This window comes from Antribacter soli (assembly GCF_021568775.1).
In the GTDB taxonomy this organism is placed as follows: Bacteria; Actinomycetota; Actinomycetes; order Actinomycetales; family Cellulomonadaceae; genus Antribacter; species Antribacter soli.
Map to the genome: position 1 here is coordinate 1 of NZ_JAKGSG010000049.1, position 22293 is coordinate 22293.

The 22293-nt window shown below is 71.0% G+C and carries 21 protein-coding genes and 1 tRNA gene; 1 reads left to right on the forward strand and 21 read right to left on the reverse strand.

Annotation, left to right across the window (positions count from 1 at the left end):
- Positions 1 to 157: 157 nt before the first annotated feature.
- A tRNA-Tyr gene (locus L1785_RS17640) sits at positions 158 to 242 on the reverse strand.
- A gap of 131 nt (positions 243 to 373) precedes the next feature.
- Here L1785_RS17640 and rarD point away from each other — a divergent pair.
- A complete protein-coding gene (gene rarD, locus L1785_RS17645) occupies positions 374 to 1342 on the forward strand; it encodes an EamA family transporter RarD (protein ID WP_308113366.1) in 969 nt (322 codons plus the stop codon).
- Positions 1343 to 1405: 63 nt separating this feature from the next.
- On the opposite strand, the gene L1785_RS17650 is transcribed toward rarD, so the two are convergent.
- From L1785_RS17650 to L1785_RS17745, 20 genes are all read right to left on the reverse strand, one after another.
- A complete protein-coding gene (locus L1785_RS17650; protein ID WP_236090597.1) occupies positions 1406 to 2278 on the reverse strand; it encodes an HAD family hydrolase in 873 nt (290 codons plus the stop codon).
- Positions 2275 to 2769 carry a YajQ family cyclic di-GMP-binding protein gene (locus tag L1785_RS17655; RefSeq protein WP_236090598.1) on the reverse strand — a complete coding sequence of 165 codons (495 nt, stop codon included), beginning with the start codon at positions 2767 to 2769 and terminating at the stop codon, positions 2275 to 2277. The genes L1785_RS17650 and L1785_RS17655 overlap by 4 nt, the downstream gene beginning before the upstream one ends.
- A 113-nt stretch (positions 2770 to 2882) precedes the next feature.
- Positions 2883 to 3503: a TetR/AcrR family transcriptional regulator gene (locus L1785_RS17660; protein ID WP_236090599.1), complete on the reverse strand. Its 621-nt coding sequence runs from the start codon at positions 3501 to 3503 to the stop codon at positions 2883 to 2885.
- A gap of 61 nt (positions 3504 to 3564) precedes the next feature.
- Entirely contained in the window at positions 3565 to 4215 is a 651-nt protein-coding gene (locus L1785_RS17665; RefSeq protein WP_236090600.1) for a prepilin peptidase, read from the reverse strand.
- Positions 4216 to 4221: 6 nt separating this feature from the next.
- Entirely contained in the window at positions 4222 to 5115 is an 894-nt protein-coding gene (locus L1785_RS17670; protein WP_236090601.1) for a type II secretion system F family protein, read from the reverse strand.
- Between the two features lie 19 nt (positions 5116 to 5134).
- Positions 5135 to 6067 (reverse strand): type II secretion system F family protein, encoded by a 933-nt coding sequence (locus L1785_RS17675; RefSeq protein WP_236090602.1) that lies wholly within the window; start codon positions 6065 to 6067, stop codon positions 5135 to 5137.
- Positions 6064 to 7590 (reverse strand): TadA family conjugal transfer-associated ATPase, encoded by a 1527-nt coding sequence (locus tag L1785_RS17680; protein ID WP_236090603.1) that lies wholly within the window; start codon positions 7588 to 7590, stop codon positions 6064 to 6066. The genes L1785_RS17675 and L1785_RS17680 overlap by 4 nt, the downstream gene beginning before the upstream one ends.
- Complete coding sequence (locus tag L1785_RS17685) at positions 7587 to 8414, reverse strand: CpaE/TadZ family protein (protein ID WP_236090604.1); 828 nt, start codon at positions 8412 to 8414, stop codon at positions 7587 to 7589. Before L1785_RS17685 ends, L1785_RS17680 begins: the two co-directional genes overlap by 4 nt.
- Positions 8411 to 9124, reverse strand: a complete 714-nt coding sequence (gene cpaB / locus L1785_RS17690) for a Flp pilus assembly protein CpaB (RefSeq protein ID WP_236090605.1) — start codon at positions 9122 to 9124, stop codon at positions 8411 to 8413. The genes L1785_RS17685 and cpaB overlap by 4 nt, the downstream gene beginning before the upstream one ends.
- Positions 9125 to 9181: 57 nt before the next feature.
- Positions 9182 to 10141, reverse strand: coding sequence for a pilus assembly protein TadG-related protein (locus L1785_RS17695; RefSeq protein WP_236090606.1), 960 nt, complete (start codon positions 10139 to 10141; stop codon positions 9182 to 9184).
- Complete coding sequence (locus L1785_RS17700; RefSeq protein WP_236090607.1) at positions 10138 to 10530, reverse strand: TadE/TadG family type IV pilus assembly protein; 393 nt, start codon at positions 10528 to 10530, stop codon at positions 10138 to 10140. The genes L1785_RS17695 and L1785_RS17700 overlap by 4 nt, the downstream gene beginning before the upstream one ends.
- 102 nt (positions 10531 to 10632) lie before the next feature.
- Positions 10633 to 10869, reverse strand: a complete 237-nt coding sequence (locus tag L1785_RS17705) for a Flp family type IVb pilin (protein WP_236090608.1) — start codon at positions 10867 to 10869, stop codon at positions 10633 to 10635.
- A gap of 264 nt (positions 10870 to 11133) precedes the next feature.
- Positions 11134 to 12018: a zinc metalloprotease HtpX gene (gene htpX / locus L1785_RS17710; RefSeq protein ID WP_236090609.1), complete on the reverse strand. Its 885-nt coding sequence runs from the start codon at positions 12016 to 12018 to the stop codon at positions 11134 to 11136.
- A 163-nt stretch (positions 12019 to 12181) separates the two neighbouring features.
- Positions 12182 to 13585, reverse strand: coding sequence for an FAD-dependent oxidoreductase (locus L1785_RS17715; RefSeq protein WP_236090610.1), 1404 nt, complete (start codon positions 13583 to 13585; stop codon positions 12182 to 12184).
- A gap of 491 nt (positions 13586 to 14076) precedes the next feature.
- Complete coding sequence (locus L1785_RS17720; protein ID WP_236090611.1) at positions 14077 to 14853, reverse strand: hypothetical protein; 777 nt, start codon at positions 14851 to 14853, stop codon at positions 14077 to 14079.
- Positions 14854 to 15184: 331 nt separating this feature from the next.
- Positions 15185 to 15403, reverse strand: a complete 219-nt coding sequence (locus tag L1785_RS17725) for a hypothetical protein (protein WP_236090612.1) — start codon at positions 15401 to 15403, stop codon at positions 15185 to 15187.
- Positions 15400 to 16203, reverse strand: a complete 804-nt coding sequence (locus L1785_RS17730) for a hypothetical protein (RefSeq protein WP_236090613.1) — start codon at positions 16201 to 16203, stop codon at positions 15400 to 15402. The genes L1785_RS17725 and L1785_RS17730 overlap by 4 nt, the downstream gene beginning before the upstream one ends.
- Positions 16203 to 17159: a WXG100 family type VII secretion target gene (locus L1785_RS17735; RefSeq protein WP_236090614.1), complete on the reverse strand. Its 957-nt coding sequence runs from the start codon at positions 17157 to 17159 to the stop codon at positions 16203 to 16205. The genes L1785_RS17730 and L1785_RS17735 overlap by 1 nt, the downstream gene beginning before the upstream one ends.
- Before the next feature lie 156 nt (positions 17160 to 17315).
- Positions 17316 to 17603, reverse strand: a complete 288-nt coding sequence (locus tag L1785_RS17740) for a WXG100 family type VII secretion target (protein ID WP_236090615.1) — start codon at positions 17601 to 17603, stop codon at positions 17316 to 17318.
- Positions 17604 to 17722: 119 nt separating this feature from the next.
- The gene (locus L1785_RS17745) at positions 17723 to 22204 is read right to left on the reverse strand and encodes a type VII secretion EssC family protein (protein ID WP_236090616.1); all 4482 of its coding nucleotides are present in this window, start codon (positions 22202 to 22204) and stop codon (positions 17723 to 17725) included.
- Positions 22205 to 22293: the final 89 nt, after the last annotated feature.

Genomic DNA, 22293 nt, shown 5'->3' on the forward strand with positions numbered 1-22293 from the left:
GGGGCGGCGGGGGGCCCCCCCCCCCCCCCCGGGGGGGGGGGGGCCCCCCCCCCCCCCCCCCCCCCCCCCCCCCGTCCGGGTCGGCAGGGGCGAGCGGAGCAGCAGGGCCCGGACATGACAAGAGGCCCGGAATCTCGCGATTCCAGGCCTCTTGTGCTGGTGGCAGGTGAGGGATTCGAACCCCCGTAGCATGACGCGGCTGATTTACAGTCAGCTCCCTTTGGCCGCTCGGGCAACCTGCCGTGGTGCGGGTGCAACATTAACGTGCCGACCGCCGATCGGCGAAATCGAATCCGCGCCCCAGGCACGTGACCGGCGGCCCCACACGCGCCGGCCCGTCCGGCGCACCGGAGACGGCGCCTATCGTGGGCGGGTGAGCAGCACCTCCCCGGTACAGCCGGGCACATCGACGGGGCAGTCCGGCACCTCCAGGCCCAGGGTCGGGCCGACGTCGGCCGCCGACCGCTGGGGTCTCCCGCTCGGCATCGGTGCGTTCTTCATCTGGGGCGGAATGCCCCTGTTCTTTCCGCTGCTGGCACCGGCCGGTGCGGTGGAGATCATCGCCCACCGGATCGTCTGGAGCCTGTTCTTCTGCCTGGCCGGCCTCGCCGCGACCCGCCACCTGGGCGCCTTCTGGACCGCGCTGCGCACGCCGCGCACGCTCGGCACGCTCGCCGTGGCGTCCGCGCTCATCGTCACCAACTGGACGGTCTACGTGTACGGCGTCCTCTCGGACCACGTGCTCGACGCCGCCCTCGGGTACTTCCTCAACCCCGTCCTGACGGTGCTGCTCGGCGTCCTCGTCCTGCGCGAGCGCCTTCGGCCGGCGCAGTGGGTGGCGGTCGGGGCCGGCGCGGCGGCCGTCGTCGTGCTCGCCACGGGCGTGGGCGGGCTGCCGTGGATCGCGCTGACCCTAGCCTGCACCTTCGGCGTCTACAGCTTGGTCAAGAACCGCATCGGCCGCACCGTCGAGGCTCTGCCCGGCCTTGCGGTGGAGACCACCGTCGCCGCACCGGTCGCGATCGCCTACCTGGTGTGGCTAGGAGCCGACGGCGCCTTCGGAGCGCACGGCACCGGGCACGCGCTGCTCATGGCGTCGTCGGGCATCATCACGGCGCTGCCGCTGCTCCTGTTCAGCGCGGCCGCGCGCCGCCTGCCGCTGTCCGTGGTCGGCATGCTGCAATACCTCGGCCCGGCGCTCCAGTTCGCCTTCGGCGTGCTCGTGTTCCACGAGCAGATGCCGCCCGTTCGCTGGGCGGGCTTCGCGCTCGTCTGGGTCGCGCTCGTGATCCTCACCGTCGACGGCCTCCGCGCCGCGCGGTCCCAGCCGCGCCGGGGCTGAGGGCTTCGGCCGGGCCTCGGCCGGGCCTGGGCGGGGCCGGGGCCAGCGGGTCGCGACCCCGGGCTACCGCCCCGCCAGGACCGCCTCGATGGCCACGGCCACCCCGTCCTCGTCGTTGGACGGCACGACGCCGGAGGCCCGCGCCAGGACGTCCGCGTGCGCGTTGGCGACCGCCAGCCCGCGGCCGGCCCACTCGAGCATCGGCAGGTCGACCGGCATGTCGCCGAAGGCCCACACGTCCGCCGCCTCGACGCCCAGGCGGGCGCACCAGCGGGCCAGCGCCGCCGACTTCGTCACCTCCGGCGCCACGAGCTCGGCGAGCCCCACGGCCCCCGAGTACGCGAGGTTCGCCCGCACGCCGGCGACGCGGGCGGCCACCTCCTGGAGCACGACCGGGTCGGTCGCGTCGGAGCGCGCCAGGAGCTTGAGAACGGGCTCCCCGCCGAGGGTCTTCTCGATCGGCACCGCCCGCCGCTCGTCCGTCATGCCGGGCTCCACGAACGCCGGCGAGACCACGAAGTGCGGGTCGAACGAGGGACCGTCGGCCCGCTCGACGGCCAGCGCCACGTCCGGCATCGCCGTCCTCAGGCCGTCGACGAGCTCCCCCACGGCGGCATCCTCGAAGCCCCACGTCTCGAGGGCGCAGGCGGACGCGAGGTCCCACACGGCGGCGCCGCCGAAGCAGATGGCGTGGCCGTGGCCGCCGACGAGGTGCGTCAGGTGGGCCAGGGCCCGCGCCGGGCGCGCGGTGACGAACACGACCTCGATGCCCGCCGCCTCGGCCGCGACGAGCGCCGCCCGCGACCTCGCGGACACCGTGCCGTCGCGCCGCAGCAGCGTGCCGTCGAGGTCGGTCGCGACCACCCGAGGGAGCGTCGCCCCGGGCGAGGCGCCCGGGGCGGGCGACCCGGCCGCCGTCGGACGGAGGCTCGTCACCGGTAGTTGGTGAACTGCAACGCCACGTCCAGGTCGGCGCCCTTGAGCAGCGTGATGACGGTCTGCAGCTCGTCGCGTGACTTGCTCGTCACGCGAACCTCGTCGCCCGTGATCTGGGTCTTGACGCCCTTGGGGCCCTCGTCGCGGATGACCTTCGTGATCTTCTTGGCGTTCTCGCTCGACAGGCCCTCCTTGAGGGAGGACGCGAGGCGGTACTCCTTGCCGGACGGCTTGGGCTCCTTCTCCCCGCTGTCCAGCGACTTGAGCGAGATGCCGCGCTTGACCAGCTTGGTCTCGAAGACGTCGAGGATCGCCAGGACGCGCTCGGGCGAGTTCGCGACCATGAGGATGGTCTCGCCGCTCCACGAGATCGAGGCTCCGACGTTCTTGAAGTCGTAGCGCTGCGAGATCTCCTTCGCGGCCTGGTTGAGGGCGTTGTCGACCTCCTGGCGGTCGACCTTGCTGACGATGTCGAACGACGAATCGGCCATGGGGGTACTCCTTCGGGATGCTGGGACGGGTCCTGGCACCACCGTAGTCGTCGCCCCGGGCGCCAACGACACGGGGCCGCTCCACCGGGCTCGGCCCGGATCGGCCGGCGGGCTCAGTGGGGCACGGGCAGCCCGTCGCTGAAGAGGTTGAGCGCCTCCTGGACGAGCTCGACCGTGCGGTCACGTCCGGCGTCGCCGGCCGAGGCCGAGAGGCGCAGTGCCGCCTTGAGGCCGGAGACCCCGGCCGAGGCCACGAGCCAGGGGTAGAGGTCCGTCTCAACGTCGGTTTCCGTGCGCTCCGCGACCACTGCGCGGAGCCCGGCCTCGAGGTCCGCGAACCGGGCCGCCTGGCTGGCGAGCAGGGAGGGGTACTGCTCCACGAGGCCTACCATCAGGCGGACGCGCTCCAGCTGCTCGTCCGTGCGACTCAGGAAGTAGGCCGAGTTCACCTCGTACACCGCCTGCAGCGGGGGCGCCTCCGCCAGGGCCTCGCGGAGGGCCGCGGCGAACTCGTCGGGATCCAGCGCACCCGCCGAGATGACTGCCTCTTCCTTCGAGGAGAAGTAGTTCGAGAACGTCCTTGGGGAGACGATGGCGACGCGGGAGATCTCCTCGACGGTCACATGGTCGAGGCCCTTCTCGAGCGTGAGCGTGAATGCCGCGTTGGCGATCGCGTCCCGCGTCATCTGCTTCTTCAGCTCCCTGAGCCCGGGGGTCTCGGTGGCCGTATCCATGCCCACAATCTACTCCATTCGCGCGCAATCGGTGACTTTGCCTGATCAGAAAATTCTCGACCTAGTTGGCCCCGTGCAGGACGAGCGTCCACACAGCGCCGATCAATGCACCCAGCATCATCGAGGGCCCGAAGGCCACGTCCGAGTCCCGCTTCGCCCGGCGGGTCACGACGAGCACCGCCGCCACGAACCCGCCGACCGCAAAGGCGGCCAGGGTGCCCAGGTAGACCTGCTGCCAGCCGAGCCAGCCGAGGAAGGCCCCGACCAGCCCCGCGAGCTTCACGTCCCCGAGGCCGAGCCCGGCCGGCGAGATGAGGGCGAGCACGAAGTACACGGCGCACAGGGCGACCGCCGCGAGCGCCGATCGCCCCAGCCGTGACCAGTCCCCGGACAACGCAGCAGCCAGGGTCAGCGCGACGAAGAGCGCCGGGTAGGCCGGCAGCACGATGCGGTCGGGCAGCCGGTGCTCGGCGAGGTCGACCGCCACCAGCAGGGCCCACGCCAGGGCGAGGATCGCGAAGGCCACCGCCTCCGGCCAGGTCGGGGCCAGGGCCGCGGCACCGGCCCCGCCGGCTGCTGCCAGGGCCACGAGCACCGGCGTGCGCAGCCAGGCGGAACGGGCGGTAGCCACCCGCACCTGCACCCAGGGGGCGAGGAGGGCCGCCAGGCCGCCGGTGGCGACTGCGGTGATCAGGACCGGGACGATGTCCATGACGCCTCAGTTGAACGTCTCGATGGCGCCGATGACCGCTGGCCCGAGCAGCACGATGAACAAGACAGGAAGGATGCACAGCATCAGCGGGAAGAGCACCTTCACGGGGACCTTCATCGCCTTCTCCTCGGCGCGCTGACGCCGCTTCGTGCGCATCTCGGAGGCCTGCGTGCGCAGCACGTCGGCGATCGCGATGCCGTAGGTGTCGGCCTGGACGACGGCGCGGACGAACCTCCGCAGGTCCGGCACCTCGGTCCGGGTGGCGAACGAGGCGTACGCCTGCTTGCGGGACAGGCCCATCTGCATGTCCTGGAGGGTGCGGACCATCTCGTCCGCCAGCGGCCCCGTGCCGTTCCTGCCGGCTCGCTCCATGGCAGCCTCGAAGCCCAGGCCCGCCTCGACCGCGATCGTCATCTGGTCCAGGGTGTCCGCCAGCTCGAGGCTGATCGCCTTGCTGCGTTCCTGGCCCCGACCCAGCAGGAGGAGGTCCGGCAGGAAGTACGCCACCGTGGTGACGGTCATGCCGAAGAGGACTGCTGGCAGGCCCGGAGCCGCGGACGCGAAGACCAGGCTCAGCGTCGCAGCCCCGGCGGTCAGCAGGATCTTGGCCGCCAGGAGGCGCTCGAGCGGCCAGGCCGGCGGCCGCCCCGCGCGAGCCAGCAGGCTCTCGAGTCGTTCCACAGCCTTGATGGGGGTAAGTCTGCGGACGAGCGCGGTGCGGCCGCCGGTCGATTCTGGGCCCGCGGGGCCGGCGTTGGCCCCGGCGTCCGCAGGCAGCCCGCGACCGAGATTCGTGCGGACCTGCCGGCGTTCACGACCGGCCGGGTCGAGGACGACCCAGACGAGCAGGGCGAGCGCGAGGCCGAGCGTGGCGACGGCTGTCAGGGCGATGGGAGACATGATCGTGTGACCCTCCGGATCAGTAGCTGACTCTGACGACTCTGCGGAGCCAGAACCCGCCGACGACGAGCAGGAAGACACCCGCCGCCAGCATGAGGTAGCCCAGGAGGCCGCCGAAGAAGGCCCCGACATAGGTAGGTTTGACCACCGCCAGGAAGCCGATGATGCCGATCGGGAGCGCCATCAGGACGACCGCCGAGAGCTTGCCCTCGGCCGCGAGGGCCCTGACCTGCCGCCGCACCTGGTTGCGCTCCCGGATCGTCTTGCTCACGCCTTCGAGCACGTCGGCGAGGTTCCCGCCGACCTCACGGTTGATGGCGATGGCCTGGGCGACCCAGAAGAAGTCCTGGCTGCCCATCCGGGCGGCGACCTCGTCCAGCGCCTCGCCGAGGTCGCGTCCGACGCGGACCTCGTTCACGACGCGGGAGAACTCGTCGGAGGTGGGCTCCTCGGCCTCGTGAGCCACCGAGGCGAGGGACTGCAGGAGGCTGTGCCCCGCACGCAGGCTGCCGGCGATGAGCTGCAGCGAGTCGTCGAGCTGGTCCGCGAAGGCGCTCTGCCGGCGGCTCGTGCGCATGGCCAGGCCGACCCGGGTGAGGATCGGGACGAGGATCGCCAGCAGGATGCCCACCAGCACGCTGCCGAGCAGCAGGCCGGCCGCGAGCACGCACACCGCCGCGATGATCTGGAGGAACACGAGGTCCTGGCGGCTCATGCGCACGCCCGCCCGTTCGAAGATGCCGGCCGAGGCCGACCTGCCCCGCCGCCGCAGCAGGGCGTCGAGCGCGCTCGTCGCGGCGGCCGCCCCGCGGCCGAGCATCCCCGGCCGTTCGACGAGCACTGGGCGACGGCGCTCGAGCGGCAGACGACCGCTCGGTGCCACGAACAGGTAGACGCCGGTCAGCACGGCCACCCCGACGGCGGCGAGCCCGACGAGCACGATGGTGTTCATCGACGTCCCCCCGTCCCGACGGCACCGAACACGGCCGGCGAGAGCGCGATGCCGAGCTCGGCGAAGCGGTCGGTGAACCGGGGCCGCACGCCGGTGGCGACGGGCCTGCCGAGGAACCGGCCGTCGCTGTCGACGCCCGCCGCGTAGTCGAAGACGAACGCGTCCTGCAGCGTCACCGTCTGCCCCTCCATCCCCTGCACCTCCGTCACGGCGGTGACCCGCCGCGACCCGTCCTTCAGGCGCGTGAGCTGGACGACGAGGTCGACGGCCGCCGAGATCTGCTCGCGGACGGCGCGCAGCGGCAGGTCCATGCCGGCCATGAGGACGAGCGTCTCCAGGCGGGAGATGGCGTCCCGGGGCGAGTTCGCGTGGACGGTCGAGAGCGAGCCGTCGTGGCCCGTGTTCATCGCCTGGAGCATGTCGAGCGTCTCGCCGCCGCGGACCTCGCCGACGACGATGCGGTCCGGCCGCATGCGCAGGGAGTTGCGCACGAGGTCGCGGATGACCACCTCGCCCTTGCCCTCGACGTTCGCCGGCCTGCTCTCCAGCCGCACGACGTGTTCCTGCTGCAGCTGGAGCTCGACGGCGTCCTCGATGGTGATGATGCGCTCGGTCTCGGGGATGAACGAGGAGAGCACGTTGAGGAGCGTCGTCTTTCCGGTGCCCGTGCCGCCGGAGACGATGATGTTCAGCCGCGCCTGCACGCAGGCCTGCAGCAGCTCGGACATCTCCGGGGTCAGCGAGCCGAACCGGATCAGGTCGTGCACCGTGAACGGGTCCCGGGAGAACTTGCGGATCGTGAGCGACGAGCCGCTGAAGGCCAGCGGCGGGATGATCGCGTTGACGCGCGAGCCGTCGGCAAGGCGGGCGTCGACCAGCGGCGACGACTCGTCGATGCGGCGCCCGACGCGGAACACGATCCGCTCGATGATGCGGCGCAGGTGCTCCTCGGACGAGAAGCGGGCCTCGCTGCGCAGGAGCTTGCCGGCCTGCTCGACGTAGACCTTGTCGGGACCGTTGACCATGATCTCCGTGACCGTCGGGTCGTCGAGGAGACGCTGCAGCGGGCCGTGACCCAGCACGTCGTCCTGGACGTCCCCGAGGAGACGCTGGCGCTGCTCGGTCGTGAGCGGGACGTCCTGCTCCTCGACCACGTGGTTCAGCTCGGTGCGTACGAGGGCGTGCAGCTTCTCCTCGCTCAGCGACGGGTCGTGGAGGCGGGCCCCGAGCCGCTCGAACAGGGCCGCCGCCGCGGTGTCCTTGAGCTGGGTCAGCGCGTCGCCACCCGATGCCTCCGCCGGAGCGGCGACGGGCGTCGACGTCCGCGCGGACAGGCTGCGACCGGTGTCGGAACCAGGTGCGGGGCGCGCGGCCCCCTCGGGCGCGGCCGCCGCGGCAGGGTCCCGCACCGTGGCCGGCGCACCGCCAGCAGGGGCAGGCACGGCCGCGGTGCCCGCAGCCGGGGCCTCCGGGCGTGCGCTCTCGGCCAGGCCCAGAGCTGCCAGCTTTTCGGTGAGCTTCATCGTCGTCCTCCGAGGTGTCGGCCGCGCCTGTTCTGGCGCTGCGGTGCGGCGTAGTGGTCCACGAGGACCCGCAGCCGCTTGGTCATGACGTCCCGGCCGCCGCTCTGGATCAGCGGCACACCGAGGTTGACGGAGGCCGCGAGGGCCCGGGACCGCGGGAGCAGCAGGTCGACGCCGGTGCCGATCGTGGCCTCGACGTCGGCCACCGACATCCCACTGTGCCGGTCGGTGAGGTTGAGCGCGATGAACGGCGAACCGACGCCCAGCGCGTCCAGCGTCTCGAGCTCCTTGCGCAGACCTCGCACGCCCGGCACGTCCATGCTGGTGACGAGGAGCGGGTCGGTGGTCTGGTCCAGCACGGCGAGCGTGTGCTCGAGCAGGCCGGGCGCGGTGTCCACCACGACGTACCGGAACTCCGCGGCCAGCGTCGCGAGCAGGCGGCTCACGTCGTCGGCCGTCACCCCGTCCGCGGCCGCGGGCGAGTCGACGCCGCAGATGACGTGCAGCCCGGTCTCGTGCTGGGTGAGGAGTGTCTTGAGGACCATCGCGTCCCGGCTCGCAGCGTCCCCGACCATGTCGGCGAGGCTGTGCTGCGGCGCGAGGTTCAGCGCGCTGGCGACGTCGCCGAACTGGACGTCGAGGTCGACCAGGACGGTGGAACCCGGCGCTGCCTTGGCAAGGCCCACGGCCAGGTTGGTGGCAACGGTGGTCTTGCCTACCCCACCCTTGGGCGAGAGCACGCTGACCACCCGTCCACGAGAAGCAGCCGGGTCACGCCGCTGCGAGGCGTCGGCCGCGGTCGCGGCCAGGACCGAGGTGCTCATGAGAACACGTTCTCCTCGGTCACGATGCGGGTGCCGTCGCGGGGTGCGCCGGCCGGCTCGCGGGACAGCCAGATGCTGCCTCGCTCCTGGGCCCACACGACCTTCTCGGCGTCGGCGGCGGACAGGGCCAGGGTGATCATGACGCTCCCATCGGGCACGACGACGGCTGCCGGATCGGCGTCGCCCTCGTCGTCGGCCGGTGTGAGGCCGCCTTCGACGTGGCTGACGAGCGCCTCGTGGAGGGTCAGGTGCGTCTGACCCGACTCCGTGGTGACGAAGACGCCAACCGTGTCGCCGGCGGCGAGGCTGCCGCCGAGCACGCGCTGGTCCTCGAGGAGGACCGAGAGCTCGTGCAGGCCGTCGGGGACGACGACGTCCCCGCCCGCGGCCTCGGGGGCGGCGAACCTGTCGGCGAGCAGCTGCTCCCCGACGACGAGGTCGGCGGTCGTCACCTTTCCGGCCACCTTCTCGAGGCCGGTCAGGGCGCCGGGGGCGACGGCCGCGACCGGCAGCTCCCGCGGTGCGACCAGCTTGGCCAGGGACTCGGACGAGGTGCCGGCGGCGACAGGCTTGGTCACGACCAGCACGGTGGTGGTCTCCATGCCGGCCATCGCGCGCCGGTCGGCGCCCGTGACGTAGCCGGTCAGCAGCACGACACCGACGACGGCGAGCAGGACGGCCGCGAGGGCGGCGACGATTCGACGGTTCACTGGAGTGGGTCCTTCCGTGATGACGGAGCTGAGCAGGTGGGGTCTGGCGGGGTCGGACTAGTCGGTCAGGCTGACGACGGTCGCGCCCAGCTCGGGTGCGCTCCCGCTGTAGGTGGCGGCTTGGGAGAGATCGACGAACTCGGTGAAGTAGCCCTGGATGCAGCGGACGTTGCCCTTGCAGTCGCCCTGGGCGCTCTCCGAGTACTGCCCTGTGAAGTGGTAACCCGTGATCATGAAGGCGGCGTAGCCGTAGAGGTGGTACCAGGCGTTGCTGCCCGTGTCGCCGGCGTCGTCGAAGATCGGTACGAGCACCGTCTTCCCCACGTACTCGGCGAAGTCGGCCGGGTTGCAGCCGCTGGGCACGCTCTGCCCGGGATCGGAATACACGACCTCGTCGATGCTGCTGCTCGTGGTGCACGAGTCCTCGTTCACGGTCAGCCAGCCGAACCCGCCGGGCACGACGTTGTTCGACGGCCCCGTGCAGGTGGTGCCCGAGGTCTTCGTGAACTTGATGGTGTACTCGGTGGTGGTGGACGGCAGGGCCCCGCCCGTCTGGGCGAGGAACTCGCACCAGGAGAAGGCGAGCGGCAGCATGGCGATGGCCGCGGACGGCGACCCCCAGACGGCCGTGGCCCTGGCGCCGACGTCGCTCTCGTCGTAGCCGAGAACGGGCGCGAACCAGTGCTCGCGGGTCCCCCAGGTTTCCACGGTGACGGTCCCGGTGGCGGGGGTGACCGCGGGGGTGAGGACCGTCGCGGTCACGTCGCCGTCGTTCTTGTTCGGTGTGGCGAGCGTCTGCGCGGTCTGTGCCGGCACCCCGCAGTCGCCGAGGGCGCAGTCCGAGGCGATGCCCAGCGCCGCGGCGTCGGCCGCGGTCTGGAGCTGTTGCCGGTCGGACCAGAGCGCCGCGACGTCGACCGCGATGGCGGCGAAGCCGATGATCGGGATGATCAGCAGAGCGACCATGACGTTCACGGCGCCCCGCTCGTCCCGTAGGCGCGATACGTCACGCTTCATCCGTGGCATCGCATTGTCCCCTTCCCGGTCAGTGTGATGCTCGACCCGAGCAGGCCGAACAGGAGCTGCACGGGATACGTCACCGTGACCGTGGCGGTCTGGGCGGAGGCATCGGTGCAGGCGGTGGGCGTGACGCTGATCTGGTCGTCGGTGACGGCGAGGTGCGCTGCGGCATCCTGGACGGTGTCCCGGGCATCCGCGGCGTCGTTCTGCAGGGCCATGACGCGCACGCCCTCGCGCGCGGCCCCGGAGAGGCTGGTCTGGATGTGATAGACCCGGCCGAGCTCGGCGATGCCTATCACCAGGGTGAGCAGCAGGGGGAGGACGAGCGCGAACTCGACCGCCGCCGCACCGCGCTCGCGGTGCCCTCGCGTCCTCAGTCGCAGCATGTCGTTCCCGTCCTCTCTGGTGGTGGATCTGGGTTGGTGCGTGCAACGGGCCGGCTCCCGCCGGGGGCGTGGCAGGAGCCGGCCCGTGGCTTGGTGGGCCGTTCAGACCACGGCGAGCTCGAGCTCGGAGAGCACGTCGTCGAAGAGCCGGTTCAGCTCGTCGCCGAGCAGGCCGACCGTGAGGATGATCGCGACGGCGATGAGGCCGACGAGCAGGCCGTACTCGACGGCGGCGGCGCCCTTGTCCTTCTTCTGGGCCTCGAAGCGGGCCGAGAAGACGTGGAGCGTGGTCATGAGGAGAGCAGCAGCACGAGACATGTTGGTGATCCTTCTGGTCATGCTCCGATGGTCGGAGCGTTCGGTGTGGCTGCGAGTTCTGCAGCCGAGACCGACACTAATGCAAACATGCGTAAGGCGCAAGCTTTTCTCTCAAGAAAGTTTGCTACCTGCGAAAACACCCTTGACATGCTCGTGCTGCTCGTGCGCAGAAGTGCCCCGAAGCCCGGGTCGCCCGCTGCCGGAGACGACGAACGGCGGCAGCCCGGGATCCGGGCTGCCGCCGTTGCGACGTATCGGCCGAGGTGGGCGGCCGATCTCAGGACTTCAGTAGCGCGTGATGCCCCCCGGGCCGAAGCCGCCGCCGGCCATGCGCTCCAGGCGCGCCACGCGGTCGGCCATCGGCGGGTGGGTCGCGAACAGGCGCGCCATGCCGGCCCCGCGGAACGGGTTGGCGATCATGAGGTGCGACACGTTCGTGAGCTCGCGGTCCTGCGGGAGCGGCGCGAGCTGGGTGCCCTGCTCCAGCTTGCGCAGCGCGGACGCGAGGGCGAGAGGGTCGCCGGTCAGGCGGGCGCCGTCCTCGTCCGCGTCGTACTCGCGCGTACGTGAGATGGCGAGCTGGATGAGGGCGGCCGCGATGGGCGCCAGGAACGCCATGGCGAGAGCCGCGAGCGGGTTGCCCCCTTCGCGCCGGTCACCGCCGCCGAAGAACAGCAGGAACTGCGCGAGGGCCGTGATCACCCCGGCGAGCGCCGACGCCACCGACGACGTGAGGATGTCGCGGTTGTACACGTGCATGAGCTCGTGCCCCAGCACCCCCCGCAGCTCCCGCTCGTCGAGGATCCGCAGGATGCCCTCCGTGCAGCACACGGCGGCGTTCTTCGGGTTGCGGCCCGTCGCGAAGGCGTTCGGCGCCTGCGTGGGCGAGATGTAGAGCTTGGGCATGGGCTGGCGCGCCGCGGTCGACAGCTCGCGCACGATGCGGTGCATCTCCGGTGCCTGGAGCTCGGTGACCGGGTACGCGTGCATGGCGCGGATCGCGATGTTCGACGAGTTCCAGTAACCGTAGGCAGTCGTGCCGAGGCCGATCAGGACGAAGACCCACAGCAGGCTCGAACGGGCGCCGAACACGGCCCACAGGCCGAGGATGACGGCCCACATGACGCCGAAGAGCACGGCGGTCTTGAGTCCGTTGTAGTGCTTGTGCATCGAAGTCCTTTCCACCCTCGGCAACGCCTCGCCCGCCCGCACGGTTCCAGGAGACTACGCCGAGGAAGTGCGGGCGGAAGCAGAACGGGACGACGCATCCGGGCGATCTCGCCTCGGTGTGTCGTCCCGTTCTACTTCGTCCTGTTCTGCCCCAGCGGGAGGATCAGCGGCTCCGCGCGATCGCGATCATCTCGTCCCGGGGGACGACCTTGACCCGCTCGCGGCCCTGGGGCTCGCCCAGCGAGCGCTCGTGCGCGTCGAGCAGCTCCCAGCCGGTCCACTCGATGACCTCGACGCCCCGGTCGGCCAGGAAGTCGGTGACCGCCTGCGCGTCGCCCTGGGGCGCCGTGCGGCCGCCGGCGAGGTCGCCCTGCGCCACGTCGCCGCCGTCGCCCACGCCCGTGACGTCCTCGACGAGGTGACGGACCGTCTCCGACGCGTCCGACTTGGTGTGGCCGATCAGGCCGACCGGTCCGCGCTTGATCCAGCCCGTGGCGTACACGCCGGGCAGGTGGTTGCCGTCGAGGTCGATCACGCGGCCCTCGCGGTTCGCGATGACGCCCTTGAGCTCGTCGAACGGGACCTCCGGCAGCGGCGAGCCGAAGTAGCCGACGGCGCGGTAGACCGCCTGGACGGGCCAGTCGTGGAACTCGCCCGTGCCGGCCACCGTGCCGTCGCCCTGCAGGGCGGTACGCTCGGTGCGCAGGCCCACGACCTGGCCGTCCTCGCCGAGGATCTCGGCCGGCGCGTGCAGGAAGTGCAGGTGCAGGCGACGCGAGGCCGTCTTGGTCGACGGGTCGTCGAGCGTCCAGTCCACCAGGGTCTTGACGACCTGCTTGGTCTGGTTCGACGAGTTGATCGCAGCCTCGGAGCCCTCGTCGAAGTCGAAGTCCTCCGGGTACACGATGATGTCGACGTCCGGGATGTGGCCCAGCTCGCGCAGCTCCAGCGGCGAGAACTTGACCTGCGCCGGGCCGCGGCGCGCGAACACGTGCACGTCGGTCACCGGGGAAGCCTTGAGGATCTCGTGCACGTTGGCCGGGATCTCGGTCGGGAGCAGGTCGTCGGCGTGCTTGGCGAGGATGCGCGCCACGTCCAGCGCCACGTTGCCCGCGCCGATCACGGCGACGTGCTGCGCCTCGAGGGGCCACGTGCGCGGCACGTCGGGATGGCCGTCGTACCAGGACACGAAGTCGGCGGCGCCGTACGAGCCGTCCAGGTCGACGCCGGGGATCGTCAGCTCGGCGTCCCGGATCGAACCCGTGGAGAAGATGACCGCGTCGTAGAACTGGCGCAGCTCCTCGAGCTTCACGTCCGTGCCGAAGTCCACGTTCGCCAGCAGGCGGATGTCGCCGCGCGAGAGGACCTTGTGCAGCGCCACGATGATCTGCTTGATGCGCGGGTGGTCGGGCGCGACGCCGTAGCGGACCAGTCCGAAGGGCGCCGGCAGCCGCTCGAACAGGTCGATGCTCACGTCGAGATCGGTCTTGGACAGGATGTCGGCCGCGTAGATGCCGGCGGGACCGGCGCCGACGACGGCGACGCGCAGAGGACGGGTGGTGCTCACGGAGAGTGCGCCTTCCGATCGAGGACAGGTGGCAAGGTCCTTGGCTCCCGCCTGCCTGCCGGCGCCGGCGGGCGCCGCGGGGGCGGCCTTGTGGGGGCCACCGGAGACCCTGCCGATTCTATCGACTGGGTGAGGCGAGCCTTATCCGGCTCGCCCTGCACCCTCCACTGTGCCTCACGTCTCGCGCCCCGAACAGCGTCGTCCCACATCGTGAGCGAAATCAGTCCGAGACGGTCATTGCTCGCGCTCTCGGTTGCGCTCCGCGCGGTGCCCCACGCACAGGGCGGTGCGGATTGCCCAGCTCATCGCGCCACCACCTCCTCAATCTCTGAGTGCAGCGGCCGCGGGGGTGGCGCGGACGCCGAGCCAGGCAGACCACGCCCGTGTACACCTGGCCGGAGGACTCGTAGGACCAGCCGTCGACGTCGCCCATCGACTCCCAGTCAGCCGGGACCTGTGCCGTCAGGTGTTGTGCACTGGTCGCGGGACGTCTACTTCTCGAACAGCCGTGCTCCGGCCCAGTCACGACGCGGGCGCCAGCCGTTGTTCCGCAGGACCGTGAACACAGGCACCTTGGCGTCGGCCGGCTTGATCATGACGGCCCCCTCCCACGACGTGCGAGGCCCGGCCGGACCGGCCACCGTGACCTGGCCGTCGGCGCCCTCGACGAAGGTTGCCGACGTGCCGCCCGACGTCTTGCCCTTCTGCCACGTCCAGTTGCCGTAGGCCGTGACACCCATCGGGCCGGCCGCCGCGCGGACGGACGCCTTCCCGGAGTGCTCGACGAACTTGTAGTGCGCCATGGCCGGGTCGAGGTCGACCTCCATGCGCCACGCGAAGGCCTGCGACCCGCGCACGAAGAGCGTCTGCCAGCGCATCTCCTCATGCTTCCACTGCACCTCGACGCGCACGCCGTCGGGGCTCCGCGAGGCGGTGATCTGGTAAGGCAGCCCGTCGCTGTTCATCCCGACCAGCTGCGCGACCACATCCTCCACGGGCGCCGGTGCGCCGGCGTCGCGGACCGCGCCCTCGGGCACCTCGGCGCGCTCCGCCTCGGCGAGCGCGCGCTGCCCCCGCCTCAGGGTGACGGAACCACGCCACGCCACCGCGAGGAAGGTGACGGCCGTGAGTGCGATGCCGAGTACCACCTGACCGTTGAGAATCGCGAGGACGCCCCCGATGAGCAGGGCGCTTCCCCCGACGAAGACGACGCGACGGCTGATCACCGCGAACTGCTGGTCCCGCGAGGGACCCTGGCCGCCGCTCATCGGCCCGCCCGCTCGACGCTGTCCTGGATGGCCCGCACCGTCGTCCAGATCTCCTTTGCCTGGTCACCCGCACAGGTGCCGGTCTTGCTCGGGTAGGTGACGGTGCTCATAGTCCTGTCCAATCGCAATCAGTCGCTGCCATGGTTCCGCGTCACCAGAATTTCAGGGCGTCACCGACGTGAGAGAGCGCGTCACCCGCGCAGTCGACGCTGCCACCACGCCGCCGCTCACAGCGCCGTCACCCGTTCGCCCGGGAGCTTGCGTTGCGTCCCCTTGGCCACCTCGGTCAGGACTCGCCGCGCTCGCGCCGCGCCCTGGCCGCGCGGCGGGCTCAGCGACCCTGTTCGCGCTCTGCCTTCCGCGCCCGCCGCCGGCGATCTGCCCTCTGGGTTGCGTAGTAGAGCCAGTCGTAACCCGCCATGCCGACACCGATCAGGCCCAGGATGCCGACGATCACCGTGACCGGGATGAGGTCGAGGGCCCGAGCCAGCACGGCCACGACGATCAGCCCGAGGCCGATCCACAGGCTCCACCTGCCGAGGCCGCTCATGCCGGGACCAGCTCGCCGGGCAGCGCGCGCAGCCCGCGCGAGCCGATCTCCTGGAGCGTGTACTTCACTGGCATCCCCTGTGCGTCGTGCTCGGTACCGCGCACCACGTGCACGCCGTGCGGACCCGCGTACACGGACGCGTTGAGCAGCTTGTCGCTACCCCGCGCCACACCGGACACGATGCTCACCGCCACCGCCTCCTTGAGCTGCGGCAGACCGGGGACGGCAGCCTCGAACTCCGCCGCGGAGTAGCTCTTCGCGGCCGTACCCATCAGCGCCGTGCCCGTCGGGTCGAAGAACTTCTCGAACCGCTCCCCGAGCATGGCCTCGGGGTACACCGAGAACGCGTGGTGGCCCGCACCCGAGATCTCCTCCTCGAGCACAGTGGCCTTGCCGTCCTCGATGTGCACGTAGGCGAACAGCCAGTCCTTGCCGTTCGAGCTCGTGCGCTCCACCGAGAGAATCTGCTGGGCCGACCGCCGCAGCACCAACGGCCCGGTGATCCCCGGGTGCGCCTTGATCTTGATGCTGTTGTCGTCGGTGTCGACGGGAAGCACCAGTTCGCGCGACAACAGGGACCGGAGCGCGACCCGCCCCATCAGAGACCGGTCGGCGTCGCCCTGGGCGTCCATCCACGGGGTCGGCACGAGCTGTTCCTGCGCGACTCCGTCGAGGATTGTCACCTCCTCATCGGTGAGGATCACGATTCCGACGATCTCGCCGTCGCGCGCCTGCGCGAGCGTCGCCCGTGCCGCCTTCACATCGTCCGCAGAGAACTGCATCGCCCGTTGTTCACTCATCAGAACAAGCCTCCCACAAAGTCACCGACGGCACCGGCAGCATCGCCGACCGCATCGCCGACGTCGCTCGCCACATCCGTGACGCCCTCGACGGCGTCGCCGACGAACTCCTGCGTTTCCTTCCAGCCGTCCGCAAGGTACGGCATCGGGTCGGAGGCGAACGCGGAGATCGTGTCCCAGTTGTCGTACACCAGGTTGCCCAGTGCCCAGGCACCGGTGACCAGGCCCGCTCCGACGGCGATACCGATGCCGACGGGGTTGGCGAACGCCGCGACACCCAGGAACATGCCGATCGTCGCGACGCCGCCGGCGACGCCGATTCCACCCATCACCCGGTCGACGCCACCGCGCCAGCCGTCGTACTGGGGGTTGAACATCTGGTCGATCCCGCCGATCACGCTGAAGGCGCCGCCGGCAATACCCAGGTACTTACCGACCCCAGAAATGTTGCCGACGATGCCCCGAGCGTCGGCGAGCATGGTCGACAAAGCACCCGCGACGTCGCCCCCGGCGTCGAGGATCCGCGAATAGTTCAGCAGGTTGCGGCCGTACTTGAACGCCACCCACGCATCTCCCAGGAAGCTGACCCCCGCCTCGCCGGTCTCGAACACGTCCCAGAAGCTGCCCGGTCGCTCGGCGGACGCCCCCGCGACCTCGGTGCCGCCACCCGGTCCGCCGGCGTAGTCGTTCGACGTCGTCTCCTGGGCGTCGGCGTTGGCGCGCACCTTGAGAGCGATGTCGCTCAGCGCGACGGCCGTGTCCCTGAGCCGCACCAGATGGTTGCCGGTCCACTCCTGCCGGAACCCTTCGGCGTCCGGCCCGCTCCAGCCGTCCTCCTGCGGGATCGTCCCCTCGACCGTGGCAACAACGGTGTCGAGAGTCCCGCTGCCCTCGTCGAACTTGTCGGCAAGGAGGCGCAGCGCCTCGATGTCTGCACCGTACATTCCCCCGCTCACATGGTCCTCCTCATGTCCGGCCGGTGACGGCACTGAGCATCGCCTGGCTGCGTCTGTACTGCTACACGCTCAAGGGGTGCGGGCCCGTTGCCGGTCCCGCACCCCTTGGTGGCGGCCCAGCGCGCGCCGGGCCTCGCCTGGTAGAGCTCGAACCGATCAGCTGTACGTGTTCGAGGTGTCTTCCTGGTTGGCGGCGTTGTTGTCGGCGGTGGTGCCGTAGGTCTCGAGCGCCGCGGCGATCTCGTTCAGCTTGGTGGCGTGGGTACCGTCCCACTCCTCCTGGAACTGCACGGCGTCCGGGCCGTTCCACTCGGTCTGGCTCATCTGCGTCGTGATGGTCGTGACCACCGTGCGGACCTGCTCGGCCTGCGTGCGCAGCGTGTTGGCGAGGCTCCGGACTGCCTCGACGTCAAGACCGAAGACGTTGCCACCCTCTGCAACCATGTCATGCTCCCTAGTTCGTGGCTGTCCCGGGTGGAACAACCTGCTGTTCTGCGACGTCACGGACTATTCCATAGCCCGTGGTGCGACGAAATGGGGAGGACTCCCCATTCGTCTACCCGTCACCCCGGCAGGGCGACGTGGATCTTGGTGGCCCGCCCCGCGGTGAGGAGGAAGCCTCGGCCGGGCGGGAAGTCCTTGCGGCGGATCCGTCCCAGCGGGGTGTTCATGAGCACCTCGCCGTCGCTGTCGCCGGGGGTGAGGATCAGGCCGTTGCGGCCGGACTTGAACGGAGCGGCCAGCGAGAAGGCCTTGCTCCAGGTGGACGACTCCGACTCACCGATGACGAGCTGCTCCTTGCGGGTGGCGAGCTTGACGAACGCCTCGAGCGGCTTCTCCGCGGGCGTGCCCGTGAGGTCGGTGTAGTTCTCGATCATCACCGTGAGCTGCCCCGGGGTCAGCCGGTCGCTCTCGAGCGCGGTCGTGAGGTCCTTGAGCGTCTCCACCATGTCCTCCGGCGACGAGACCGCCGTGTCCCAGGTGTCCAGCACCGACACGCTCGACCGGCGCGACGACAGGTACACCAGCCGCGTTCCCCCGTTCCGGCGCAGCGCGGTCGCCAGCGTCACGAACGCCGTCGTGCGGCCCGACCCGGGTGGGCCGGCCAGCATGAACGGGCCGCGCAGCGGCAGGCCGACCGGCGTGATGTCCAGGTCCCGCAGACCGATCGTGGCCAGGTCAGCCACGCGCTGGGGAAGCTGGTCGAGCGTGAACGTGTCCGGCAGCCGATCGACACCAGGCGCCTGGGTCATGCCGCCCACCGAGCGCATCGTCTGCTCCAGGCGGGCCAGCTCGCGCGACTGCACCGCGGCGTTTGAGTCGCCGCCGAGCACCGCGATCTGCGCCTCCTGGCCGTACATGATCGCGCGGCCCGGCGGCGACGCCGGGGTCAGGACGTCCTTCGGCACGTTCAGCATCACGTAGTCGTCCTCCCGGGCCATCCGGTGCACGATGCGCTTCTGCACCGTCGAGGCGAGGGAGGGCGGCACGGCCACCGCACGGTCGCCGGTCATCACCAGGTGGATCCCGACCGGCCGGCCGTCGGTCGCGAGCTGCGTGAAGGCCCCGAAGACCGAGAAGCCGCGACCCGAGACAACCTCGTAGGCCTCACGGAACGCCCCGATGCCGTCGACGAGCACGAGGATGCGCGGCTCGTCGGGCTTGTTCGCCAGGCGCCGGTACTCCTCGATCGTCGTCGCCCGCACGGCGGCGTAGCGGTCGGCGCGCTGCTCCAGCGTCTCGCGCAGCCGGCGCAGGAGGCGGGTCACCCGCTCCTCGTCGTCACCGCCGATCACCGCACCCACGTGCGGCAGGTTCTCCAGCATCGACAGACCGCCCGAGCCGCAGTCGATGCCGTAGACCTGCACCGGGCCACCCCGGTGCGTGAGGCCCGCCGACACCGCGATGGTGCGTAGCGTCGTGCTCTTGCCGGTACCGCCGGTGCCGTAGATCGCGAGGTTGCCGTCGGTGTCGGGCTCGTAGTGCACGGTCGGCTGGGCCTGCTGCGGGGGGTTGTCCAGCACGCCGAGGACGAGCTGGGAGTCCGTGCGCCGGTTGGGCAGCAGCGCCAGGTCGTAGGTGAGCGCCAGCTCCGGCAGCCACGGCTTGCGCGGCGTCGGTACGCCGGCCTCGTTTGCCGCGCGGCGGATCGTCGTGACCACGCGGGCGATGTCGTTCGGACCCGGGTCCTGCTCCTCGACCACCTCGGGTGCAGGCAGCTCCCAGCGCCGGCCCGTGCCGAAGTCCATCTCCACGACATCGAGCGACGCCCGCTCCGGCTCGTCCTTGGTCCACCCGCCGGCGTAGCCGGTCTGGAACGTGGTGAGCCGTCCGGGGCCGGTCTTCGCGGCGCCGCGACCGGGGATCGACGGCGAGAAGTGCGCCGCCATGTCGTCCCCGAGCACGTCCTTGGAGTCGTTCTCGTCGGCCATGCGCAGCGCGATGCGCAGGTTCGTGTTCGCGCGCAGGTTGTCCTTGATCACGCCGGCCGGGCGCTGCGTCGCGAGGATCAGGTGCAGGCCGAGGGACCGGCCACGCTGGGCGACGTCCACCACGCCGTCCACGAACTCCGGGACCTCGCCGACCAGCGCCGCGAACTCGTCGACCACGATGATCAGGCTCGGCGGCGCCTCGGGATCGCCCGTGCGCTCCAGCGAGGCGAGATCCTTGGCCTTCTTCCGGTTGAGCAGGTGCTCGCGGTAGTGGAGCTCCGCTCTGAGCGAGGACAGCGCGCGCCGCACGAGGTGCGGGGACAGGTCGGTGACCAGGCCGACCGTGTGCGGCAGATGCACGCAGTCGGCGAACGCGGCGCCGCCCTTGTAGTCCACGAACAGGAAGGTCACCCGGTCCGGGCTGTGCGCGGCAGCCATGCCGAGCACCCAGGACTGCAGGAACTCCGACTTTCCCGCACCGGTGGTACCGCCCACAAGGGCGTGCGGGCCCTGCGTGCGCAGGTCCAGGTGGAACGGCTCCACGCCGTCGTGCCCGATGAGGGCACGCAGGTTGGTGGGCGTCTTGCGGCGCACCGGCGGCGACCCGTCGCGCGGTGTGAGCGAGAGGTTCTCCTTCCAGCGCTCGATCACGCTGTTCGGGTCCTTGCCGACCTCGGTACCCGCGAGCGCCAGGTAGGAGACGGCGCGCGGCAGGTCGGACTCGTCGGCCGTGGGCGCGCCGACGTCGACCACCGGGGCCAGGATCCGGGCGACCTCGCGCGCGGTGACGAGGTCGACGGCGTCGCAGCGCACGGGGTAGGCGAGCTGCCCGTAATGCACCTCACCCTTCATGGCGCCGTTGTCGGGCGACTCGGGGTTCAGCAGCACGAAGGTGCGGCAGGCCGCGGGGAGCTGCTCGACGGTGGGCGCGATCCACACGACATGGACGCCTGCCGCGGGGCCGTGCTCGACGAGCCGCACGAGGCGGGCGCGCTCGACGGGAGCGTCGTCCTCCACGAGGACCACGACGGACGGCAGCACAGGCGGGGGCGGGGTGTCCTTGCGGTCCTTCTCCGAGTCCCGCTCACCCTCGAAGCGCGCGTGGCCGTCGAGGCTGACGCCACGCGCCTCGACCAGCTCCTCGAGCCGGGTCAGCAGGGAGACACCGGAGCCAGGGTCGTCGGCCAGGTGGTCGGACGCCCCGAGCGGGCTGTGCGGGGAACCCGTGTGGGGCAGCCACTCGAGCCACTCCCAGTCCTCGCGCGAGCTGGCGGAGGTGAGGGCGGTGACCACCACGTCGGCGGGCGAGTGGAGCGCGGCGAGCTGCAGCAGGACCGACCGGCCCACGGACTCGACCACACCGCTCGGCCCGGCGATGCCGATGTTGCCGCCGAACCGGAGCCCGGCCCCCATGGGGACGTCGTGGATGGTGGCACAGCGTGCCTGCAGGTCCAGCACCCGCTGCCAGTGCTCCGGCACCGCGTCGTTCTCCCGCGGCTCGTCGAACTCGGTGCGGGCGGGGGCGGACCCGAGACCGAACCGCACGGTCAGGAAGCCGCGGTGCTCCGGGCGGTGCGTCCACATGAGACCGCCGAGGCGGCGAACGGCGTCGAGCGCCTCGGCGATGGAGGGCGATTCCACGAGCCGTACGGCCCGCTCGACGGCGTGGGTGCGGTCGATCCGCTCCGCCGTGGCCTCGACGGCCTTCTCGAACTGCTCGGACGCCTCCTTGAACTGCTTCTTCCCGTAGGACCTCCGGTCGAACCACATCCCGATCATCATGATCGGGCTCATGAACATGAACATGAGGGACATCGGGTTGCGGGTGACCGAGAACATCGCCGCGCCCAGCGCCATCGGCGCGAGCATCATGAGCCACGGCAGACGCTGGGGCTGCGGCGGCTTCGGCGGCTTGGGCGCCTTGATCTTGACCTCGCCGAAGCGGGTGATCACGCGCGGGGACCGGTTGAACTCGACGACCGGGCTGGTCGGGGCGAGGCTCGTCGAGCGGTACAGGGCCACCACGGACAGCGTGGTCTCGCCGAGAGTCACGGTGTCCGACGACGTCAGCACCGCTCGCGTCATCCGCTTGCCGCCCATGACCAGGCCGTTCGCGGAGGCGAGGTCGTGGACCTCGATGGACTCCCCCACCATCACCCGGGCGTGCCGCTTGGAGACCTGCGGGTCCTGGAGCCGCACGTCCATGCCCCGGTCGCGGCCGATGTACGTGGTGCCGACCGGCAACGGGAACTCGCGTCCGGCGTCGGGCCCCTCCAGGACGCGCAGCTGCGCGACCGCGGTGCCGCGGTCCTGCCCGGGGTTCACGAACTGCTCGGAGACCCGCACGATCGAGACCACCGACCCGGAGCGCAGGCCGGCCTGGACCAGGTCGTTGGTGGGTGTCAGCACCCGGCCGTCAGAGCTGCTGGCCGTCGCCGAGCCGTCGCGGAGGACCTGCAGGGTGAGGTGGTCGGGGGCGGGTGCCCCGTTGCGGGTCGGGTCGGCCGAGAAGAGGGCTTCGGCGACGTCACGCACGGTGGCGGTGGCGTCGGCGGTGATCGCGACGTTCACACCGGTCTCGTCGGGCCGGTTCAGCGTCAGCTTGATGCGCACGTCAGTGTCCTAATTTCCTTCGGATGTCTTGGTTGGCCTGGACCTCGCGGGTAGCGCGCGTCAATGTCCTGCTTCCTTCGGATGTCTTG